Consider the following 1,158-nt stretch of genomic DNA (forward strand, 5'->3'; position numbering starts at 1 on the left):
ATTTTGTTCTCACTCAATATGGTGTAATCAAAATTAAGTCGCTTAGCTATAACATAACTGCACTTTTTTCAATTCCATTAAAACTCATAGTTCTTCACTCATTCAATTACGAACAAGCATCGCCATCACGCGGGAATTTTTTTGCACCATTTGACCGTAACCGTTTGGTCTGCATTTCTGCGTTGATACGCTGACGCTTCTGCTCCTGGTGGCGCATGGCTTCGTCATGTTCAATTTTTTGTTGAGCGGCGCGTTCTGCCTCTTTTATTGTGGCAAGATCAGCGGCCGTTTTAGCGCTCTCCGCCGCTTCACGTTTTTTGCGTAATTGAGGTTTGATTATCAGACGCCAAAATAGCCAGGCCAAAAACGATAACAACAGATAACGGCCAATTTCTAATAGATTCGCGATAACAATAGGTTGCTGCCAAAATTCACGCGGTTTTAGTTGTGCATCCTGCGGTTCAAATGGTGCATTTAGCACATACAGGCTATCACCACTCTGTTCAGAAAACCCCATAGCTTCCTGGGCTAATGTTTTTATTTGAACAAATTTTCATTTGTCAGCGGTAAACTATCATCATTTTCTTTTCTGTCGCTATCGGCATAATTAACGATGATTGCCATCGACAGTCGTTGTAACGAGCCTATTTGATGTTGGGTATGACGAATGCGCCGATCGATTTCATAATTGGTCGTTTCATCAACCCGACTATTATGATTATTATTCAGCGGGCGAGGGTTATTCTTATCATTAGCTGTGTCAATCGGCGCTTTTGGCTCAGGTGTTGGCTGGTTAGACAGCGCAGCAGGTACGCCACCAATCAGTGATTGGCCATTCTGTTCACTGCGACTGCTCTGTTTTGAACGCACGGCTGATTCATTAGGCGGTTGATTAGGTTTATACTCTTCCGCGGTCTCTTCGCTACGGGGCAAAATTAACTTGGGCAGTAACCTGCGCCTCTACGTTACCCCGGCCAACCAGTGGCCTAATAATCGATTCAATACCCTGCTTATAATAGCTAAGCGACTTAATTTTGATTCACCATATTGAGTGCGAAGAAAATATCTGTGTCGCATCCGAGCGCTCTTTTTTTGCATTTAGCTTGTGCCCATTTATGTTCAATTGGATTAAGATCTGGCGAATAGGTAGCCAAATAT

Annotated in this window: 3 protein-coding genes; all 3 read right to left on the reverse strand. The window is 43.3% G+C overall.

Going from position 1 to position 1,158, the window contains the following annotated elements; translation table 11 throughout:
* Positions 1–106 precede the first annotated feature (106 nt).
* Genes ARSQ2_RS10085 through ARSQ2_RS10095 form a run of 3 tightly spaced genes read right to left on the reverse strand, consistent with a single transcriptional unit; the run spans position 107 to position 1,098 of the window.
* Complete coding sequence (locus ARSQ2_RS10085) at positions 107–517, reverse strand: hypothetical protein (RefSeq protein WP_181995218.1); 411 nt, start codon at positions 515–517, stop codon at positions 107–109.
* A gap of 20 nt (positions 518–537) precedes the next feature.
* On the reverse strand, positions 538–933 hold the full coding sequence (locus tag ARSQ2_RS10090) for a flagellar M-ring protein FliF C-terminal domain-containing protein (RefSeq protein WP_181995219.1): 396 nt from the start codon (positions 931–933) through the stop codon (positions 538–540).
* A gap of 27 nt (positions 934–960) precedes the next feature.
* Positions 961–1,098, reverse strand: a complete 138-nt coding sequence (locus tag ARSQ2_RS10095) for a hypothetical protein (protein ID WP_181995220.1) — start codon at positions 1,096–1,098, stop codon at positions 961–963.
* Between the last annotated feature and the right edge of the window lie 60 nt (positions 1,099–1,158).

Source organism: Arsenophonus endosymbiont of Bemisia tabaci Q2 (assembly GCF_902713415.1).
GTDB lineage: Bacteria > Pseudomonadota > Gammaproteobacteria > Enterobacterales > Enterobacteriaceae > Arsenophonus.